Origin of the sequence: Streptomyces sp. NPDC005263 (assembly GCF_042872365.1) — a bacterium.
GTDB lineage: Bacteria > Actinomycetota > Actinomycetes > Streptomycetales > Streptomycetaceae > Streptomyces.
The window spans coordinates 831448-848237 of the sequence record NZ_JBIAKJ010000001.1; the positions used below are offsets into that span (position 1 = coordinate 831448).

The 16790-nt window shown below is 72.0% G+C and carries 13 protein-coding genes; 7 read left to right on the forward strand and 6 right to left on the reverse strand.

What is annotated here, in order from left to right:
* Positions 1–189 precede the first annotated feature (189 nt).
* From ACFYRY_RS03850 to ACFYRY_RS03860, 3 genes are all read left to right on the forward strand, one after another.
* Positions 190–1104: an NAD-dependent protein deacetylase of SIR2 family gene (locus tag ACFYRY_RS03850; RefSeq protein WP_389139630.1), complete on the forward strand. Its 915-nt coding sequence runs from the start codon at positions 190–192 to the stop codon at positions 1102–1104.
* Between the two features lie 48 nt (positions 1105–1152).
* Positions 1153–2025, forward strand: a complete 873-nt coding sequence (locus ACFYRY_RS03855; RefSeq protein ID WP_389139632.1) for an SDR family oxidoreductase — start codon at positions 1153–1155, stop codon at positions 2023–2025.
* 93 nt (positions 2026–2118) lie between these two features.
* Positions 2119–3117 (forward strand): macro domain-containing protein, encoded by a 999-nt coding sequence (locus ACFYRY_RS03860; protein ID WP_389139634.1) that lies wholly within the window; start codon positions 2119–2121, stop codon positions 3115–3117.
* A gap of 60 nt (positions 3118–3177) precedes the next feature.
* On the opposite strand, the gene ACFYRY_RS03865 is transcribed toward ACFYRY_RS03860, so the two are convergent.
* The 3 genes from ACFYRY_RS03865 to ACFYRY_RS03875 all read right to left on the reverse strand — a co-directional run bounded on the left by ACFYRY_RS03865 (position 3178) and on the right by ACFYRY_RS03875 (position 7669).
* A complete protein-coding gene (locus ACFYRY_RS03865) occupies positions 3178–4152 on the reverse strand; it encodes an alpha/beta hydrolase (RefSeq protein WP_389139636.1) in 975 nt (324 codons plus the stop codon).
* 225 nt (positions 4153–4377) lie between these two features.
* The gene (locus tag ACFYRY_RS03870; RefSeq protein ID WP_389139638.1) at positions 4378–5601 is read right to left on the reverse strand and encodes an LCP family protein; all 1224 of its coding nucleotides are present in this window, start codon (positions 5599–5601) and stop codon (positions 4378–4380) included.
* A 58-nt stretch (positions 5602–5659) separates the two neighbouring features.
* On the reverse strand, positions 5660–7669 hold the full coding sequence (locus tag ACFYRY_RS03875; protein ID WP_389141052.1) for a bifunctional polysaccharide deacetylase/glycosyltransferase family 2 protein: 2010 nt from the start codon (positions 7667–7669) through the stop codon (positions 5660–5662).
* 399 nt (positions 7670–8068) lie between these two features.
* On the opposite strand from ACFYRY_RS03875, the gene ACFYRY_RS03880 reads away from it, so the two are divergent.
* The 4 genes from ACFYRY_RS03880 (at position 8069) to ACFYRY_RS03895 (ending at position 11916) form a co-directional block, all read left to right on the forward strand.
* Positions 8069–9199: a GNAT family N-acetyltransferase gene (locus tag ACFYRY_RS03880; protein ID WP_389139640.1), complete on the forward strand. Its 1131-nt coding sequence runs from the start codon at positions 8069–8071 to the stop codon at positions 9197–9199.
* 76 nt (positions 9200–9275) lie between these two features.
* Positions 9276–10454 carry an acyltransferase family protein gene (locus ACFYRY_RS03885; RefSeq protein ID WP_389139641.1) on the forward strand — a complete coding sequence of 393 codons (1179 nt, stop codon included), beginning with the start codon at positions 9276–9278 and terminating at the stop codon, positions 10452–10454.
* 153 nt (positions 10455–10607) lie between these two features.
* A complete protein-coding gene (locus ACFYRY_RS03890) occupies positions 10608–11162 on the forward strand; it encodes a hypothetical protein (protein WP_389141054.1) in 555 nt (184 codons plus the stop codon).
* 175 nt (positions 11163–11337) lie between these two features.
* Positions 11338–11916: a hypothetical protein gene (locus ACFYRY_RS03895; RefSeq protein WP_389139643.1), complete on the forward strand. Its 579-nt coding sequence runs from the start codon at positions 11338–11340 to the stop codon at positions 11914–11916.
* Between the two features lie 137 nt (positions 11917–12053).
* Here ACFYRY_RS03895 and ACFYRY_RS03900 read toward each other — a convergent pair whose 3' ends face one another.
* The 3 genes from ACFYRY_RS03900 to ACFYRY_RS03910 form a co-directional block, all read right to left on the reverse strand.
* On the reverse strand, positions 12054–14183 hold the full coding sequence (locus tag ACFYRY_RS03900; RefSeq protein WP_389139645.1) for a SpoIIE family protein phosphatase: 2130 nt from the start codon (positions 14181–14183) through the stop codon (positions 12054–12056).
* A 112-nt stretch (positions 14184–14295) separates the two neighbouring features.
* A complete protein-coding gene (locus ACFYRY_RS03905; RefSeq protein WP_389139647.1) occupies positions 14296–15087 on the reverse strand; it encodes a response regulator in 792 nt (263 codons plus the stop codon).
* A complete protein-coding gene (locus ACFYRY_RS03910) occupies positions 15084–16742 on the reverse strand; it encodes an ATP-binding protein (RefSeq protein ID WP_389141056.1) in 1659 nt (552 codons plus the stop codon). The genes ACFYRY_RS03905 and ACFYRY_RS03910 overlap by 4 nt, the downstream gene beginning before the upstream one ends.
* Positions 16743–16790 lie beyond the last annotated feature (48 nt).

A 16790-nucleotide genomic window follows, 5' to 3' on the forward strand; every position in this document is an offset into this window, starting at 1 on the left:
TTGGTCGTGCCGCCGCGGGAACGGAACGTCTCTGTGGCGGAAACCGGAAAGGACGGCGCGTGGCGACGACGGGAGAGGCGGTCACCACCACCGGCTGGGCGGCCCGCTGACCCGTGTCGAGGAACTGACCACGGCCTTCGACGCGTACCTGAACCAGGTGTCCGTGGCACCGGAAGGGACCCGTGTGTCGTGAACACCGTGCACCATGCCTCCGCGCCGACGGCGACCCATGCTCCCGGCCCGACCGCGACCGACGCTCACGCCTCGGCCGCACCGGCCCGCGAGACCGTCCGCGCCTGGCTGAAAGAGGCCGATCGGGTCCTGATCGCGGCCGGAGCGGGTCTGAGCGCGGCCGCCGGCTACGACTACGGCGACACCGAACGCTTCAGGGAACTGCTGCCGGCGCTGTACCGGCTCGGCCTGCGTTCGCGTTACCTGCTGGGCGTGCCGCTGCCCAAGGACATGATGTGGGGCTACTGGGCCGTCCACATCGACGACGTCCGCTACGGCGCCGAGCCCAACCCCCTTTACCGCACGCTGCGAGAGCTGGTCGGGGAGCGGGAACACTGGGTGATGACGTCCAACGTCGACGCCCTCTTCGCCCGCAACGGCTTCGCGGCGGACCGGGTCTTCACTCCGCAGGGCGACTACGGCCGCCTCCAGTGCACCGTCCCGTGCTCCCGCGACACCTGGTCCAGCAGGCCGTTCCTCGACACGATCCTCGCCGCGTACGACCGCGACACCGGCCGGGTGACCGACCCGCAGGCCCTGCCGCGCTGCCCCCACTGCGGTGCCGACGTCTTCCCCAACGTCCGGGTCGGCCCGGAGTTCGTCGACGACTCGTACCTGCCGGCGGGGCGGCGGCTGGCCCGGTGGCTCGACGACGCGCCCACCGGCAGCGCCTTGCTCGTGGTGGAGATCGGCGCCGGTTTCAACACCCCCGGCGTGATCCGCCGGCCCATGGAGAACCTGGTGCGCCAGACCCCTCGGGCCCGCCTCGTCCGGATCAACCCCGACCATCCCGACGTCCCCGCGGACCTCGGCGATCGAGCACTGTCCGTCCCCCTCGGAGCGGACCGGCTGCTCGACGGGCTCGATTCCTGAGGTGTGGCGGCAGCGTTCCCCCGTCACCACAGAAAGAGAAGGCACGTCATGTCCGAGACATCCGCGGTATCCCTCCCCACGATCGCTGTCACCGGCTCCACCGGCCGGCTCGGCGGGCGCGTCGCACGGCGACTGGCCGAGCGGGGCGTTCCGCAGAAACTGCTGGTCCGCGACCCTGCACGCGCTCCACGGCTCCCCGGCACCCTGGCGATGCGAGGTGACTACGCCGACCAGGACGCCGTGCGGGAGGCCCTCGCCGGTACCCGCACCGTCTTCATGGTCTCCGCCTCCGAGAGCGCCGACCGGCTCGCCCAGCACAAGAGGTTCGTGGACGCCGTCGTCGCGGCGGGTGTCCGGCACCTGGTGTACGTCTCCTTCTACGGTGCGGCACCCGACGCGACCTTCACCCTGGCACGCGACCACTTCCACACCGAGCGGCACATCCGCGCGAGCGGCCTGGCGTACACGTTCCTCCGGGACAACCTCTACGCGGAGTTCGTTCCCGACCTCGTGGGCGAGGACGGGGTCATCCGCGGCCCGGCCGGGCAGGGACGCGCCGCGTTCGTCGGTCAGGACGACATCGCCGACGCGGCCGCCGCGGTGCTGTCGCGGCCGGACGATCACGAAGGTGTGGCCTACGACCTGACCGGGCCCGAGTCGCTCACGCTGGACGAGGCCGCCGCGATCCTGTCCGAGCGGCTCGGCCGCACGGTCACCTACCAGCAGGAGACGGTCGAGGCGGCCTACGCCTCCCGTTCCTCCTACGGGGCTCCGCGGTGGCAGCTGGACGCCTGGGTGTCCACCTACACGGCCATCGCGTCCGGCGAACTCGACGGTGTCAGCGACGCCGTGCCCCGCCTCACCGGCCATCCCGCCACACCCCTGGCCGACGTCGTCCGCGCCGTGATCCACGAGCGGTGACCCACCCGTCGACGGCCCGGCATCCGCGCGCACCGACAAGCGGATGCCGGGCCGTCGGCACACCCCGTCCACCCGCCTCACCCGGAGCCTTCGATGATTCCGAGCCGCGCCGAACCCGATGCCCTCGCCGGGACCCGGGCACAGCCCTCCGCCCTGCCTCTGTCCGCCTACCGGTCATCCGTCGTCCTCGACGAACCCTTCCGCCCGACGGCGGCCCCCGCCCCCACCGGGACGCTGGACGCCCATGTGCGCTCGGCGCTGCGTCTGCTCAGCGGCGATCCGGCCGTCTCCCGGCTCGGACTTCGGTCCGACGCACTGAGGCGCCTCGCCGACGCCGAATCCCCTACCGGCGCCACAACGGGTCGCCGTGTGCTGCGCGCCCTGCTGACCGTCCGTGACCCCGGTCCGCTGCCGGAGGGCGTGGACCAGGAGCTGGACGCGCTGCTCGGCGCCGAGCGGCACCTGCGGCCCACCGTCTCGGCACTTGAACCGCCCACGATCGAAGAGGAGTTCCCCGGCACCGCCTTCCGGGCCGCGTCCGAGGCCGTGCTGTGGCGGGGAGACATCACCACGTTGGCAGCGGACGCCGTGGTCAACGCCGCCAACAGCCAACTGCTCGGCTGCTTCCGCCCTCAGCACCCCTGCATCGACAACGCCCTGCACAACGCCGCGGGGCCGCACCTGCGCGACGACTGCCACACGATCATCACGGCGCAGCAAGCCCCCGAACCCACCGGTACGGCCAAGATCACCCGGGGTTACCACCTGCCGGCCCGGTACGTCCTGCACACCGTCGGCCCTGTCGTCCAGGGTCGTCCGCACGCACGTGACGCGCAGGCGCTCGCCTCCTCCTACCGGGCGTGTCTGGATCTCGCCGCCGAGGTGGAGACCGTCCGCACCCTCGCCTTCTGCGCCGTGAGCACCGGCGTCTTCGGCTATCCCAAGGAGGAGGCCGCACCGATCGCGCTGGACACGGTCGCGGACTGGATCGCGGCGCGTCCCGGCCGTTTCGACCGCGTGGTGTTCACCGTGTTCGCAGACGACGACGAACGGGCCTACCGGCACGCCCTCGGCGTGGGTGCCCGCCCCTGACGCGATGCGTCACCTGTGCGTAGGTGGTGGTGCGGTCCTGGCTGATCAGACGGCTCGCGCTCACTCGGCCAGGAGCCGCCGCAGCCAGTTCAGGCGTGCGTCCAGAGCCGCGCGGGCCAGGGCCGCCTGCGGGGCGAAGCCCTCGAAACCGTGGAAGCCGCCCGGCCACACATGCAGTTCCGCCACTCCCCCGGCCTGCCAGATACGGGAGGCGTACGCGACGACTTCGTCCCGGAAGGTCTCCGCCGAGCCGACGTCGAGATAGGCCGGAGGCAGCCCGGACAGATCCTCGGCGCGGGCGGGTGCCGCGTACGGGGACACGTCCGGGCCACCTCGCCGGCCGCCCAACAGCGCGGTCCAGCCTGCCTCGTTGGCCGTCCGGTCCCAGACGCCGGAGCCCTGCATCTGGTGGGCGGACGGTGTGTCGTTGCGGTCGTCCAGCATCGGGCCCATGAGCAGCTGTCCGACGGGCCGCGGCCCCTTGCGATCCCTGAGCAGCAAGGTGAGCGCGGCGGCGAGACCGCCGCCCGCGCTGACTCCGGCGATGACGATCCGCTCCAGGTCACCGCCGATCTCCCGCGCGTGATCGGCCGTCCACGACAGGCCGGCGTACACGTCCTCGACCGGCGCGGGGTGCGGGTGTTCCGGTGCGAGCCGGTACTCGACGGACACCACCACCGCGTTCAGCTCCCGTGCCCAGTCCACGATCATGTCCACACCGGACCGGTTGTTACCGATCACCATGCCGCCGCCGTGGACGTGATAGATCACGGGCCGCGGGCCGCCGGCCGCCGTGGGGCGGCAGATCAGGAGCGGAACACCGGGGCATCCGTCAGGTCCTGGTACGACCCGGTCCTCGACCTCGAAAAACCCCTGGCGGCCCAGCTGTTCGTCGTCCGGGACCGCGGCGTCCAGCATCTGGCGCGCGTCAGCGATCCCCTCCGGACTGAGGTCCGGGAGGGTGCTGCCCTCGGCTGCCATCGCCTGCAGAACTGCGCCGAGTTCGGCGTCGAAGGGGGGCGGTTTCGGTGGCACGGTGTGTCCTCGCATGGTTGCTTCGTGGTGAGCGGCGGCCGGACGATGTCGTCGACGAGGTGGTACCCAAACATCCGGTCGGTGTGCGGCCGCCGGACGCCTGCTCGGCAGTTCCGTCAACGCCGCCGGAACGTCCTCCAGGGCAGGGTTCGCGTCACCATCGAGTCCAGCCGCTGGTCGGCGGCCCGCATCACGCGGGCCGCCTCGACGCAGCCGACGAAGCCGTCACCTCTGGCGTGGGGCGGTCACGGACAGGTCCTGCTTCAGCTCGCCGAAGAGTTTGCGTGCGCGGGCGGTGTCCCACTGCACGGCGGTGCCCTTGGAGGTGGTGACGTTCGGGTCGGAGACGGGCACGTTGAGCTGACGACCACCGCCGCCGGCGACGCCCCGCATGGCCTGGAACAGCGACATGAGCCGGGGCAGGTCGGTCGCCCTGTCGACGACGAGTGTGTCGAGGCCCGCGGTGACGGCCGGTACCGACTTGGCCGGGTCCAGGAGCGTGCCCGTGGTGGTCGCCTTGGCGGCGAGCGCGGTCAGGAACTTCTGCTGGTTCTGGGTACGGCCCAGGTCGCCCTGGGCCTCCTGCTTGCGCTGCCGGACGAACGCGAGCGCCTCGGCGCCGTCGAGGGTCTGGCAGCCCCGGGGCAGGTTCGCCCCCGAGGACTTGTCCTTGATGGGCCGGTCGAGGCACATGTCCACGCCGCCGACCGCGTCCACCACCCCCACGAACCCGGCGAAACCGATCTCGGCGTAGTGGTCGACGTGCAGTCCGGTGTTGCGCTCCACGGTCCGGACGAGCAACTCGGGCCCGCCCAGCGAGAACGCCGCGTTCAGCTTGTTCGGGGCGGCGCGGTAGCTTCTGCCGGTGCCGGGATCGACGTACGGCGGGAGGGTCACCCAGGAGTCGCGGGGGAGGCTCATCATCGTGGTGCCGCTCGCGCCGGTGTGCAGCAGGATCATGGAGTCGGTGCGGCGGCCCTCCGCCGAGCCGGTGTTCAGGTCCTTGCGGTCCTGGTCGGACAGACCCTCACGGCTGTCCGAGCCGACGACGAGGTAGTTGGTCCCCTTGCCGGGGGCCGCGCGGTCGGTGAGCGCGCCGAGGTCCACCTCCTGGTCGAGCCGGGTGTCGGCCCACACGTACGTTCCCGCGCAGGCGGCGAGCAGACCGCAGAGCAGGACGACCGTCGCCCGCACCGCCCGGCGGCGCCCGGAGCGGCGGGCCCTGGGCGCTCTGCTCCCCCGCTCCGGTTGATCGCGGGTGCCCGCCCCGCCGGTACGGCCCGGCGGGGCGGGCGAGGGCATGCCGGGCAGCGGTGCGGTGCGCGTCGAGGGCGGGGGCGCGTACGGCAGCACCCGGCCCGTGTTGACGTGTACCGGCCCGGTCATGCCGGCGATCGCGCCGTCGAGCGGGTCGTCGTCACCCGCCCGGTGGTCGGTCCAGTCGTCCATCGGCCTGTCCAGTCACTCGGAGCGTCGGGATCACCTCGGCTCCCTCGGAGCGTCGGGATCACCTCGTCGGCACGCTCTTGTACGGCGCGGGGCCTCCGATCTGTTCAGCCGCCGTGCCGGAACGCTTCATCCGCTGCCACTTCAGCCGGCTGCCGAGGAGCAGGGCGACCACGGACTGGAAGACCACCAGATACATCAGCTGCCGGTAGACGAAGATCTGCAGCGGCATCGACCACAGGGTCCGCCTGCGCTCGCCGTCCAGTCTCAACGCGTAAGCGGCGCAGACCAGTTGAATGCCGAGGAAGGCGAACCAGACCCCGGCCGACCGCAGCGGGTCGAGGAACAGCACGCCGTACAGGGCGTAGACGTCGATGACCGGTGCGAGCAGCGGCAGGACGACCTGGAAGAGCGCGAGGTAGGTCAGGCCGCGACGGCCGAAGCGTCCGGCCGTGCCCACCCCCACGACGGCGCCCCGGTGCTTGCCCATCGCCTGGATGGTGCCGTAGCACCAGCGGTAGCGCTGGCGCCACAACTGCCGCAGTGAGGTGGGCACTTCGGTCCAGGCGACGGCGGACTCCTCGTAGAGGACCCGCCAGCCGGCCCGCCACAGGGCCATCGTGAGGTCGGTGTCCTCGGCGAGGGTGTCCTCGCTGATCCCGCCGACGCCGAGCAGCGCGTCCCGGCGGAAGGCCCCGATGGCGCCGGGAACGGTCGTCATGCACTCCAGCACCTCGAACATCCGCCGGTCGAGGTTGAAGCCGAAGCAGTACTCCAGGTGCTGCCACTTCGCGAGCAGTCCCCGTCGGTTGCCGACCTTGGTGTTGCCGCTGACCGCGCCCACGGCGGGATGGGCCAGCGGCTGCACCAGCCGGTGCACGGCGTCGGGCTCGAAGACGGTGTCGGCGTCGACCATGACCACGATGTCGTGCCGCGTGTGCGCCAGACCCGTGTTGAGCGCCGCGGCCTTGCCCCCGTTGGGCGTGCGGATCACCTCCACCCGCGGGTCGTCGATCCCCGCGGCGATCTCGGCCGTACGGTCCGTCGAACCGTCGTCGATCACGAGGATCTGCAGGTCACGATGGGTGGATCCGAGGAGCGAGAGCACCGTGGAGGCGATGCCGGCCTCCTCGTTGTACGCGGGGACCAGCACGGTCACCGGTTCGGTCACCTCCCGCAGCCACGGCGCGCCGGGGGTGAAACGCTCCAGTCGGCGGACGTGGGCGCGGGCGAACAGGACGAGCAGGGCCAGGCGCAGCACGCCGAGCGCGCCCGCGATCCCGAGGACCCACGTCATGGCGTGCGAGAAGGCGCGCCCGAGGCCGGAACCCCAGATCAGGGCGGCGCCCTGCCAGCGGGCGAGGGCCGACACCGGGGTGTACGGGGTGAGGTCGAGTCCGTCGGTCACGGTGGTGAAGCGGTCGACGCCGCGGTCGGCGAGGAGTTTTCGGGTCTCCCGGTAGGCGGTCCCGGTCTGGCTGAACTGCCGGACCAGGCCCTGCGCCGGCTTGCGGGCGGCCTTGTCTGCGGTGACCAGGACATAGCCGCGGGCGGTGGCCTGTCGAGCCGCCTGCCACTCCCGGCCGCACAGGGTGTCCGGGGAGGTGGTGCGCGGCATCCGCAGCAGCGTGGTGTGCAGATTCGCGGTGCCGGCCAACGCGGCCTGGGTCAGGTCGAGTTCGGCGGCGAAGCGGGCGGGTGAGGCCTCGCCGAGGACGGCTCCGGTGTAGGTGTTCGAGCCGATCTCGTGGCCCTCGGCGCGGATACGCCGGACCAGGTCCGGGTGGCGTGCCGCCTGGGCACCGTAGAGGAAGAAGGTGGCGTGCGCCCGATGGCGGCGCAGCAGGTCGAGCAGGCGTGGGGTCCACACCGGGTCGGGGCCGCCGTCGAAGGTGAGGGCGACGGTGCGGGCGGGCATGGACGCGGTCTGTATCCCGTCACGGTTGATCCCGATCACCGGGCCGTTTCCGGCGGTGACCGCGTCCGGCGCGGGTGAGGTGCACGGGGAGCGTGTCTTCGCGGCGTCGACCTCGTGGTCGGTCCAGCCCTCGAAGAGCAGGGCCGCGAACATCGCGGGGAGGACGAGGATCAGTAACAGCCAGTGTCCGCGCGGGTCGCGGGACTGCTTGTGCCGGCCCCTCACGGAATATCGGCCCCCTTCCCGGGAGACGCCCCGTGCAGGGCCCGGGTGCCGTGCAGCAGCAGGGCGTTTCTCCTTCCTCTTGGGGCGCCCGAGCGCGGGAGGAGGGGGGACGTCGTGTTCCGCTTGCACTGCCTGAGCGGGCTGTTGTTGCGCATGGGGCGCGAGTGTAGCCACGGCACTGTCCGCGTGTGGCGTGATCGGCGAGGCTCACAGCAGACCCGGATCACCCGTTGCGGCAGACACCTTGACAGCGTGCGTACTGTTTCGCGACGTTTGATCTCGCCGAACAGTTCGGCCTTCCGGGGGGAGCGGTCGCGCATGCGGACCATGAGCAGACTGGACATCACCGTCCACAGAACCGGTGAACTCGACGCCTCGCTGCGCGGGGCCTGGCACCGGGCCATGGACGAGTCTCCGGAGTACGCGAACCCGTTCCTCGCGCCGGAGTTCGCGATCGGGGTGGGCAGACATCGGGGCGGGGCCCGGGTGGCGGTCCTGCGCGAGGGCGGCGAGCCGGTGGGTTTCCTGCCGTTCGAGCGGGGTGCCCTGGGGGTGGGCCGGGCCATCGCACTGGGGCTGTCCGACTGCCAGGCCCTGGTGCACCGTCCGGGGGTCACCTGGGACTCCGACGACCTCCTGCGCGCCTGCGGGCTGTCCATCTTCGAGTTCGACCATCTCGTCGAGGAGCAGAAACCGTTCGGCCGACATGTCACGGGGACGTTCGCGTCGCCGGTGATCGACCTGAAGCCGGGCGACGGCGACTACCCGGCGTGGCTGCGGGGCGCGTACCCCGGGCTGGCCAAGACCACGTTGAAGAAGGAGCGCCGGCTGGGCCGTGACGTGGGCGAGGTGCGGTTCGTCTACGACGAGCGGGACCCGGCGGCGCTGCGGACGCTGATGCGGTGGAAGTCCGCCCAGTACCGCAGGACGGGACGGATGGACCGCTTCGCCCGGCCGTGGATCGTCGATCTGACGAACCATCTGTTCCATGTCCGCGAGGAGCACTTCACCGGTGTGCTCTCCGTCCTGTACGCCGGTGACCGGCCGGTGGCCGCCCACTTCGGGCCGACGTCGAGCACGGTGTTCGCGGCCTGGTTCACCGCCTACGACCCCGAACTGCGTTACTACTCACCCGGATTGATCATGCACCTGCGGCTGGCCGAGGCGGCGGCCCGGCACGGTGTGCGGGTGATGGACATGGGACGCGGCGAGAAGGAGTACAAGGAGTGGCTCAAGACCCGCGACCTGCGGGTGGGTGAGGGGTTCGCGAGCCGCCGCCATCCGGTGGCGGCGGCGCACCGGCTGTGGCGCAGGCCGGTGCGGGGCCTGCGGAACACGGTGCTGGCCCATCCCGCGCTGCGCGACCCGGCAGACCGGCTGCTGCGGACGGTCGGCACCCTGCGTTCGTCGAGCCGGCCCGGCTCCGAGCGGGCCGGGTCCCCGACCGGTGAGCGCTGACACCGACCGACTGTGACATGTGCCATGCCTTCATCCGGACAGGTTTACGGCATCCCGAGTCGGTCAAGCGCTCGGGATGTCTCACCGTGACACCACGACCGTCACTCCGGCCGGCACCGGCACGGGCACCGTATCTTCGCAGGGCCCGCTGCCGCAGCACAGAGCGGCGGCTTCGGCCCGGCCCGCGCCTGAGCCGGCCAAGCAGCGCGACGCGTTCTTCGACAACGCCAAGTACCTGACCATCGTGCTGGTCGCGGCCGGACACGCGTGGGAGCCACTGCGAGACGGCAGCAGAGCCGCGTCCGCGCTGTACATGCTGGTGTACACCTTCCACATGCCGGCGTTCATCGTCATCTCCGGCTACTTCTCCCGGAGTTTCGACGCCAGTCCGGAGCGGATCAAGCGGCTGGTGACGCAACTGGTCGTGCCCTACGTCGTCTTCGAGACGGCCTACACCCTGTACACCCGGTGGACCGACCAGTCGCCCGACCGGGCGATCAGCCTGCTCGATCCGCTGTATCTGACCTGGTTCCTCGCGGCGCTGTTCATCTGGCGTCTGACCACTCCCCTGTGGCGGACCGTGCGGTGGCCGCTCCCCCTCGCGCTCGCCGTGGCCGCGCTGGCCACCCTGTCGCCCATCGGCGACGACCTCGCCCTGCAGCGCACCCTGCAGTTCCTGCCGTACTTCGTGCTGGGCCTGTGCCTGAAGCCGGAGCACTTCCACATGGTGCGCCGCCGAGGAGTGCGTCTGCTGGCGGTCGTGGTGTTCGCGGGCGGGCTCGCCATGGCCTACTGGGCGGCGCCGCGGATGACCGCCGGCTGGTTCTTCCACGACGACAGCGCCGTGGAACTGGGCGCGCCCGCCTGGTACGGGCCGCTGATGACCCTGGCGCTCTTCGGCTGCTCCCTGCTCCTTGTCGGGTGTTTCCTCTCCTTGGTACCGGGTCGGCGCACCTGGTTCACCGCCTTGGGCGCGGGCACCCTCTACGGCTACCTGCTGCACGGCTTCGTCGCCCAGGGCGCGAAGTTCTGGGGCTGGTACGAGCCCGCCTGGGTCCACCGGCCGCTCGGCGAGATCCTCGTCACCGCGGTGGCCGCCACCGTGGTGACCGTGCTGTGCACCCCGCCCGTCCGGCGGGTCTTCCGGTTCGTGGTGGAGCCGGGGACGGAGTGGGCGTTCCGGCGGACCGCGGGTACGAAGTCGGCACCGCGCCGGCCAGTGACGTTGTCGGGAGCTGGACGCCCAGGGGACTGAACGGGCGGTTTCGTGGTACAGACAGTGCACTGGACGCGATCTACGAGCGGGGGCGGTGCGGTGCTCGGCAGGGGCATGCGCAGGGGTGGCGGCAGCGGATGCGGTCGCGGTCGCGGTAGAGGCAGGGGTACGACCGGTGGGGCGACGGCCGTGATGGTCGCGGTGGGTCTGCTGGGGCTGGTCGGCTGTTCCTCAGGAGGCGACGGGGGTGCGGCGGGGCCGACGGGCACGGCGGACGGCAGGTCGACGGCTTCCGTCGCCTCGCCGTCGGCCGACTCGCCCTCGGCGTCGGCCTCGGCCTCGGCCTCCGAGCCGACGTCCCCCTCAGCCGCGGCCTCGGCTTCCGCCTCCGCCTCGGGGAGCCGCCCGTCGCCGGAGCAGAAGCTGGTGACGATGACGGTCAGCGGCGGCTTCGCCGGTGTCCGTCAGGAGGTGATCCTCCGCGGCGACGGCACCGTCACCGCCGACGACAAGGGCAGGCCGGTGGTGCACCGCACCAGCGCGGCCCAGTTCGCGAAGCTGCGCACGCTGCTCGGAGATCCGGCGCTCGCCGAGGTCCCCGCGTTCGCGATCGACAAGGGGGCCGCCGACACGTTCCAGTACGCCCTGCAGTTCAACGGCCGCACAGTCGTCACGGACCGCTCCTCGCCCCAGCCCGCCCTCGACCGCCTCATCGACGCCCTCAGCGCCTGGCTGCCGGGGCACTGACGTCGTCCGCGGCCGACGCGGGTTCGCGTGAACCGGCGCAGACCACACTCCCCCCACGGAGTGTGACCAGCGGAGTGTGACCAGGTCTTTCCGGGTACTCGGCACCGCGTCTCGGGGTACTCGGCGGTCCGTGGGGCGTCACCGGCGCGCCGCCGATCGCGAAGGGAGAGGCACGATGGACGACAGCGACAGCACGAACCAGACCGACACCGATCTGCTCGGTGTCTACCTCAATGATCACCTCGCCGGAGCCGTGATCGGTGTGGACCGGGCGCGGATGCTGACCAAGGCCGAGTCCGAACGGGACCCGGCGCTCGCGGACGCCCTGCGACCGATCGTCGACGAGATCACCGAGGACCGGGCCGGCCTGTTGGAGATCATGCGCGGGCTGGACGTCCCCGTACGCCGCCACAAGATCGCCGCCGGTCATCTGGCCGAGCGGGCGGGCCGGCTCAAGGCCAACGGCCGGATCGTGCGCCGCTCACCGCTCGCCCCCATGGTGGAGCTGGAGCTGCTGCGTCTGGGCGTGGAGGGGAAGGCCGCCGGCTGGCGCACGCTGCGCCGACTGGCCGACACCGACCACCGGCTCGATCGCGGTCGGCTCGACAACCTGCTCGAACGCGCCCAACGGCAGCGGGACACCCTGGAGCGGCTGCGGCTGCGGCAGATCACACAGACCTTCCAGCACACCGACACCGGGGACACCGCCACCGGGGACACGGCCGACGCCGGCGGCACCCCGACGTCCTCCTGACCAGACCTGCCGCGACGCCCCCGTTCAGGTGCTGACGAGCGGCTGAGGTGAGCGCTGCTTGCCAAGAAGTACCGGCGCCGTAGGCGGTGCGTGCGCCCCACGGGTCCTTCGGCCCGCCCCGTGTGCCGTCGGCCGCCTCACCTCCGCTCTCCGCGGCCCGCCTCATGGTGCAGCAGGAGGAGCGCGATGTCGTCCCTGCGCTGCTCGGTCGTACGGGCCTGTTCCAGCAGCCCGTCGATGAGCAGATCCAGGTCCCGGTCGTCGGCGCGGGCGAGCCGGTGTGCGAGGTCGGCGATGGAGTCGTCGAGGTCGGCGTCCGGTGTCTCGACGAGGCCGTCGGTGTAGAGGGCGAGCATCAGCCCCGGGGTGAGGGGGATCTCGGTCAGGGGGAATTCCGCGTCGGGGTCGATTCCCAGGAGCGGGCCGGGCGGGACGTCGAGGGGCCTGGTGTCGCCGCCGGGCAGGCGCAGGAGCGGCGGCGGGTGGCCGGCGCTGGCCAGGGTCACGCGTCGGCGGGTGAAGTCGAGGTGGGCGTAGAGGCAGCTGGTGAACAGGTCGTGGCCGAGATCGGTCAGGAGCCGGTTGGTTCCGCGGAGGACCTGGTCGGGAGACGTGCCGAGGGTCGCGTGGGCGTGGACACCGGTACGGACCTGACCCATCAGCGCGGCGGCGGCCGCGTTGTGGCCCTGCACGTCGCCGATGACGGCGGCCGCCGCGGTGTCGCCGAGTTCGATCAGGTCGTAGAAGTCCCCGCCGATGTCCATGCCGCGGGTGGCGGGCAGATAGCGGGCGGCGACTCGCCAACCGGTGACCTGGGGAAGGTTGCGCGGAAGCAGTGCCTGCTGGAGGCCGTGCGCGAGCTCGTGTTTGGTGTCGTACAGACGGGCGCGGTCGAGGGCCTGGGCGATGAGCCCGGCGAGCGAGGTCAGGACGGCGCGTTCCTCGGCCGGGAACGCGTGGGGGGCGTCGTAGGACAGGACGCAGCAGCCCACGGGCCGGCCGGAGATGATCAGTGGCAGGAAGGCCCAGGCCTGCTTGTCGCTGGTCTGGGCCGCCTCGGGGTAGAGGCGGCGCATCTCCTCCGGGTCGGGGAAGAACGCGGGCGCGCCGGTGTCCAGGGCGCGACCGGCCGGTGTGAAGTCGGTGTCGAGGGCGAGGCCGTCGAGACGCTCGATGATGTCCGGGGTGTAGCCGCGGTAGCCGGTGATCCGCAGCCGGCCGGCGTCGGCGGTGGACATCACCAGGCCCTGGGCGCCGAAGGCGGGCATGATCTGCTCGGCGACCAGGGCGATGACGTCCTGGACGCCGACGACCTCGGTCAGCGCGGCGGCCAGGTGGGTGAGCTGGTAGAGCTGTCCCGCGCGGGCCGGTGCCACGGCGCGGTTGGGCAGGCGGGCCGCCGGTACGGGCGGGGGCTGCGCACCGCTGGGCACGATACGGACGCTGATGCCGCTGGCGTCCGGGTAGAGGTGGAACTCCAGCCAGCGGTCCGGCGGCCGGCACGCCGTGAACGAGACGGGCTCACGGGTGATCACCGCGGCACGGTAGCGGTCCTCGTAGGTGGGTTCGTCGAGCCAGCGCAGGGACTGCCACGGCAGGGTCCCCAGCAGCCGGCCGGCGTCGCTGCCGAGGAGGTCGCAGGCACCGGAGCTGAGGTAGGTGAAGCGGCCCTCCAGGTCCACGGCGCAGCTTCCGCCGGGCAGGCGCTCCACGAAGTCGGCGGCGGCCGTGGTGGGGCTCGCGGAGCGGCGTCCTGCTCCGGTGACGACGCGGGGCCCGTCGTCGGCGACCGGTGGCCTGCCGTGCTCGACGGCTTCCTCCAGCAGCCGGGCCAGGCGCCCGCAACTGGACACGATGTGTTGCCGCTCCCGTCCGGTCATGTACGGCGGTCTGGCGGCCGGCCACATCAGCAGCAGCACACCCCATCGCCGGGCGCCGGTGACGGGCGCGGCGGCCAACGCCAACGGGTAGGGCAGCACCATCGCGGTGCGCGGATAGGAGTGGCTCATCTCCTCCTGGCTGCCCACCCAGACCAGCCGGTCCTCCCGGACCGCGACCGCCACCGGGGCCGGAGCGGCGATCGGTACGGTCGCCCACGGTGTCGCGAACTCGGCGGGCGCCCCGTACAGCAGGTCCACGGACAACGACTGCTGGTCCGGGGCGAGCAGGTAGAGCGCGCCGACGGACGCACCGGTCCGGCGCACCGTCTCCGCGAACTCGGCATCCAGCTCACCGGTGCCGGTGGCCGGACCACCCTCGCTCGTCACGAGGCACCTCCAGCGTCACCGGGACGATTCGCCCCTACGAGGACGCTACGCCCCCGGGGAGCGGTCGGCACACCCTCTCGTGGCCCCGGTGATCAGCGGACTCGGCCGCACGTCACGGCTGGGCGGGGCGCAGGCGCGTGGGCTGTCCGCGGAACCGGTAGCGGCGTTCCGGTCGCCCCGTGACCCCGTAGCGCAGGGACACCTCGGCGCTGCCGATGGTGTGGAAGTACTCCAGGTAGCGGCGGGCACTGACCCGGGAGACACCGACCGAGGTCGCGCACTCGGCGGCGGACAGGGTGCCCTCGGTGCCGCGCAGCGCGCGTTCGACCAGCTCGGCGGTCTCCACGCTCATGCCTTTGGGCAGCGTGCCCGTGGACGCCGGCCCGCTCGCGCCGGCCAGTACCCGGTCCACGTCGGCCTGGCCCCGCACGACGGCGGCGAGCAGTCGGCCGCGCTGCTGGGCGTAGCGCTCCAGCCGGGCGCGCAGTTCCTCGAACTCGAACGGCTTGAGGAGGTAGTCGACGACGCCGTTGCGGACGGCGCCGCGGACGGTGTCGGCTTCCCGGGCGGCGCTGATGACCATGACGTCGCCGTCGTGCCCGGCGGCGCGCAGCCGGGGAATGAGGTCCAGGCCGAAGATGTCCGGCAGGTACAGGTCGAGCAGGACGAGGTCGGGGCGGAGTTCGTCGACGGCCCGGGCGGCCTGTTCGCCGGTGTGGGCGACACCCACGACGCGGAACGGCTCGACGCGTTCCACGAAGGTGCGGTGGACCCTGGCCACCATGAAGTCGTCGTCGACCACCAGCACGTCGATCGTGTCGGACGTGGCTGACGGGTCGGACGCGGACACGCCGGACGTGGCAGTCGTGGCCGTCGTGTCGGACCCACCGGGCGCGCCGTTCATCCCCTCGCTCCTTCCGTCACCGCGTCGGTGAGGTGGTCGACGGTCATGCGTGCGGTGAACATGGCCCCGTCCGGGGTGTTGGTCACCGAGATCTCACCCCCGTGACGCTCGCAGACCAGACGGGTGAGCGCCAGACCGATGCCGCGCTCGCCCTCCTGGGCGGCCTTGGTGGTGAAGCCGTGCGAGAACACCTCCCGGGCGAGTTCCGGGGCGACACCCGGCCCGGAGTCGCGGACCACGATCTCCACACTGGAGGCGTCCTGGCGCAGTTCCACCTCGACCCAGGCCTCGCGGTCGTCGGGTTCGCGCACGGCGGCGGCGGACGCGGCGTCCACCGCGTTGTCGACGAGGTTTCCCACCACCGTCGCCACGTCGGCGGCGTCCTTCGGGGCGAGTCGGTCGAGTGCGGTGCTGTCCGAGATCCGCAGGCTGACCTTCCGTTCGGCGGCCAGGGACGACTTCGCCATGAGGAGGGCGGCGACCGCGGTGTCCCGGACCCGGCGGCTGAGGGTGACGTCCAGGGACTGCCGGCGCTGGTTCAACGCGCGGATGTAGCACACGACTTCGTCCTGTTCGCCGATCTGGATCAGACCCGAGATGGTGTGCAGCTGGTTGGCGAACTCGTGGGCCTGGGCGCGCAGCAGTTCTGAGGAGCTGCGGAAGGAACCGATCTCCCGCTCCAGCCGGGCGAGTTCGGTACGGTCCCGCAGCGTGGTGACCGAGCCGAGCGGGCGGCCGTCCTTGGTGACCGTCATCCGGTTCATCACCAGCACCCGGCCGTGCCGGACGACGACCTCGTCACGGCGGCCTCTCGCGCCCTCCCGGTCACCCACCAGGACGTCCCGCAGCCTTCCTTCGACGCCGAGTTCGGCCAGGCTGTGACCCTCGCAGTCGTCGGGCAGGTCGAGCAGACGCCGGCCCATGTCGTTGACCAGGGTGAGCCGGTGCTGCGGGTCCAGGGCGATCACGCCCTCGGCGAGTCCGTACAGCATCGCCTCACGATGCTCGGCGAGTCCGGCGATCTCGCGCGGCTCCAGGCCGAGGGTCTGCCGTTTGACGCGCCGGGCCAGCAGCCATGAGCCGGCCAGGCCGAGGCCGCTGGCGATGCCGAGGTAGGCGAGCAGGTACGAGGACGCTCCGCTGAGGCGCTGCCACACCGTCGGGTCGGCTTCGCCGATCATCACGGTGCCCAGGTGCTGCCCGAGGTTCTCCCTGGTCGCGCCGAGCACCGGCACCTGCGCGACGAGCTCACGGCTGTGGTCCAGGGTCAGCGGGCCGGACCAGCCCCGGCCCGCTGCGGCGCCTTCGCCCAGCGGCAGCCGGTCGCCGATCGCGGTGGGGTTCGTGGAGCTGACGATCCGGCCGGCTGCGTCCGCCACCGTCACCGAGGTGACCTGGGACTGTGTCTGCGTGGAGTTCACCAGCGGAGCCAGGGCCTCCTGCGGGGCGGGCCCCACCAGCTGGCTGCGGACGAGAGGGGTGGCGGCGAGTTGCTCGGCCAGCGCGCCGACCCGGCGGCCCTCGACGCGGTTGAACGTCGCCTCCGACTGGGCCAGCGAGACGCCCGCGACCGCCAGCAGCACCACCACGACGATGGCGAGCTGGAGGACCAGCATCTCCCCCGCGAGGGTCTGGCGACGGAAGGAGGCGACCACGACGGACTCAATCTCTCGTGCCGGTACGACGGGCGGCCGTTCTTGGGC